This window comes from Aestuariivirga sp., from assembly GCF_044239095.1.
GTDB lineage: Bacteria > Pseudomonadota > Alphaproteobacteria > Rhizobiales > Aestuariivirgaceae > Aestuariivirga.
In genome coordinates this window covers 1-3011 of the sequence record NZ_JBIICB010000384.1, presented here as the reverse complement: position 1 = coordinate 3011, position 3011 = coordinate 1, and the positions used below count along the sequence as shown (strand labels likewise).

The 3011-nt window shown below is 55.2% G+C and carries 4 protein-coding genes and 1 pseudogene; 3 read left to right on the top strand and 2 right to left on the bottom strand.

Features of this window, described 5'->3' with window-relative positions:
* The first annotated feature begins 270 nt into the window (after positions 1–270).
* The 3 genes and pseudogenes from ACILRA_RS21585 to ACILRA_RS21575 all read left to right on the top strand — a co-directional run.
* A complete protein-coding gene (locus ACILRA_RS21585; protein WP_395664099.1) occupies positions 271–531 on the top strand; it encodes a transposase in 261 nt (86 codons plus the stop codon).
* A gap of 30 nt (positions 532–561) precedes the next feature.
* Complete coding sequence (locus tag ACILRA_RS21580; protein ID WP_395664098.1) at positions 562–858, top strand: IS4 family transposase; 297 nt, start codon at positions 562–564, stop codon at positions 856–858.
* Between the two features lie 24 nt (positions 859–882).
* Positions 883–1024 (top strand): annotated as a pseudogene (locus ACILRA_RS21575) (IS5/IS1182 family transposase); the annotation flags it as partial.
* Here the strand turns inward: ACILRA_RS21575 and ACILRA_RS21570 are convergent.
* Positions 999–1370 carry a transposase gene (locus ACILRA_RS21570; RefSeq protein WP_395664097.1) on the bottom strand — a complete coding sequence of 124 codons (372 nt, stop codon included), beginning with the start codon at positions 1368–1370 and terminating at the stop codon, positions 999–1001. The pseudogene ACILRA_RS21575 and the gene ACILRA_RS21570 sit on opposite strands and share 26 nt — an antisense overlap.
* Before the next feature lie 226 nt (positions 1371–1596).
* On the bottom strand, positions 1597–3011 hold a 1415-nt coding region (locus ACILRA_RS21565), incomplete at its 5' end, for a calcium-binding protein (RefSeq protein ID WP_395664096.1).

Sequence of the window (3011 nt, the reverse complement as noted above, 5' to 3'; positions counted from 1 at the left end):
TGCCGTCCCCGAACGTCAACCTCAACGCCTGCCAACATCAACATCCGTGATCGTCTTTCGGGGCGAGGATCAGTCGCGTCTTCAGACGAAAATCATCATCAGCCTACTGATGAACGCTAACCTGATGAATAGATCGGGCTAGCTGAAGATGGCGACACAAGAATATCCCGCGCCCTAGCCGACATCGCCCCCAGTGGCACCCATAACATTCGGTTTCGCGACGCCAATGGGGTCGAGCAGTCTGCGGAACTCCAGGTCAAATTCGCCTCAATGATGGTATGTCCCCCCATCGGCAAGCAGAAGAAGTATTCCCGGCAAGAGCTACAAATCATTCATGCCGAGGAGGTCTGTCCGCCCGAAGGTCGCGCGCCGATCTGTTGGAAGCTGATCACCAATCTGGTCGTCAAAAGTCATGAGGATGCAGTTCATAAACTACACTGGTACGCGCTGCGCTGGAAAATAGAGACCTTCTTCAAGACACTGAAAACAGGATGCAAAGTTGAAGATATCCGGCTAACAACTGCGGATTGACTGGCCAATTGCATCGCATTGTGCTGCGTCGTGGCCTGGCGCGTGTCATGGCTGACGATGCTAACCCGCGAGGCCCCTGAAGCATCGCCGACTGCTGTCTTCACGAAAGCCGAGTGCCGCATGCTCGAACTCGCGACCCCGGACAGAAAGCGGCAAGAGCCACACAACCTTAATTTCTATGTAAAGGCGGTCGCACGCCTCGGGGGTTATCTCGACCGCGCTTCCGACGCGCCGCCAGGGACGGCAGTAATATGGCGTGGCTTCTCCCGTCTCGCCGACCTCGTCGAAGGGGCCCGTATCGTAATGCCGCAAGGCACTTGTGGGTAACTGCAAGGCGTAGACGGCGCTTACAAACGATCAGATCAGGCAAAGGGCTTCGTCGTGCTGCCGAGGGCTGGCCTAAGACTGGGAATGCTTCAACCGAAAAGCCCTTTCCTTCCTGTACCTCGCCTCAATCAGGCTCATGCTCAGTATGCTATGCAATCCAGCATGAACTCTTCGGACAGACTCTTAGGGGCCGCCACCAGCGTGGCATCGATGATCTGACCGCCCATCAGCAGATAGCCCGCCGCGCTGATCGTCCGGTCCAGCATCTCGAAGGCTTTCTCCAGCGCCTTGGTGGCAATCAGCGCTTCGCGGAAATCCCACAGTGTATTGGCATTCGGAACAGTGCCTCCGGGCCCAAGTCCGCAGAACCGCATCCAGCTCAGCCGGTCTCGCACCATGTAGCTCGTCTGCGTCAGCGACAGACCATGCAGGGACTGCAGCACCAGCATCTTGAGTTTCAGCACCGGATCGAAGCCGGGGCGGCCGCCCTTGCTGCCAGCACCACGGGTCAAAGTCGTTCTCAGCACTGGCCGGAATAACTCGAAATCAACAGTAGAAGCCAGCCTCTCCAGCGGATCGCCTTCAGCAGACTATTCCTTCAGCCGGCCCTCAACATCCCAGAAGCCATTCTGCACGTGCATCGATCCCTCTCCACCAAGTTGATGCCAGTCAGAGAATCACAAAACTCAATGCGCCGCCACTTTCCGGAGGCGTCCACCTCACTGATCTCCCTAGGCTCTAGAAAATCCAAAAGTCACCCGCGCTCAGGACCGTACCAGTCGAAACCGTGGCAAACAGAATTGGCTCAATTGAGCCACTACCATCGTAATCAACATATATTTCACCAATATTAGCATCGTAAAGGATCCGATCGTTAGAATCGAGCGCTGCGTTACCGAGCACAAACTGATTGGCACTAAGTTGAATACTGTTACCACTAAGGCCGTAGAGTCTGCCAACAAAGTCAATTCTGTCTTCTCCCGATGAAAAATCAGTTATGGTATCAGGAGTTTGCGCGACCGGTGCCGTTGTAAAATAGAACCGATCGGCGCCACTTCCGCCAGTTAAAAGATCGATTCCTGCTTCTCCCATTATTATATCATTTCCGTTTCCACCATTCAAAACATCATTACCTCCCCCGCCCCAAAGTCTATCGCCACTGCCATTTCCATACAAAATATTTTCTTTCTCATCACCACGAAAAGCATCATCGAATTCTGATCCATATATATTTTCAACTCCATAGATACCGCTATTCATATCTATTCCAGTAAGCCGAACTGAAACATAAAGACTATCAATTCCATCTCCGCCGTCGATATAGCTACTCATGCTACCCCCGGAGAGACTCTGTGTTACATAAAAAGCATCTTCCCCTGTACCACCGTAAGCTAGTAGACGCCCGCCACCAGCCAAATAAATGAGATCATTTCCTGCTCCGCCATACAGCGTGTCGTTGCCGCCACCACCGTCCAGCGTGTCGCTGCCATCTGCGCCAGTGATGGCGTTGTCAAGGCCATTGCCGGTGCCGGCGAAGCTGCCATAACCCTCGTAGGTCAGATTCTCGACGTTTGCGCCAAGTGTATAATTGCCAAGCGCAGTACGGACCTTGTCCGTCCCCGCGCTGGAGCCTTCCGTGATAGTATCCCCAGAACTGTCGGCGACGTAGATGTCATCGCCTGCTCCGCCTATAAGCGTATCGTTGCCTTCGCTGCCGTCTAACATATCGTTACCAGAGCCGCCGGTGATCGTGTCCTCATGGGCACTACCCGTGATCGACAGCGCCTCCGTCTGGTTGCTCAGGCTCAGCGTCACTCCTGCTGCAGCGCCAGACGCCGTGATCTGTTCCACGTTCACCAGCTGGCTGTTGCCCGCCGCATTCAGATCGGTCGAGGTCGCAGCCAGCACCAGCGTGTCCGTATCGGCACCGCCATCGACCGTGTCCGTTCCCGCAAAGCCGTTGACCGTGTCGTTACCCGCGCCACCATCGATCGTGTCATTGCCCGACCCGCCGGTGATAGTGTCCTCATGGGCACTGCCCGTAATCGACAGCGCCTCCGTCTGGTTGCCCAGGTTCAGCGTCACCCCTGCTGCAGCGCCAGACGCCGTGATCTGTTCCACATTCACAAGCTGGCTGTTGCCCGCCGCATTCA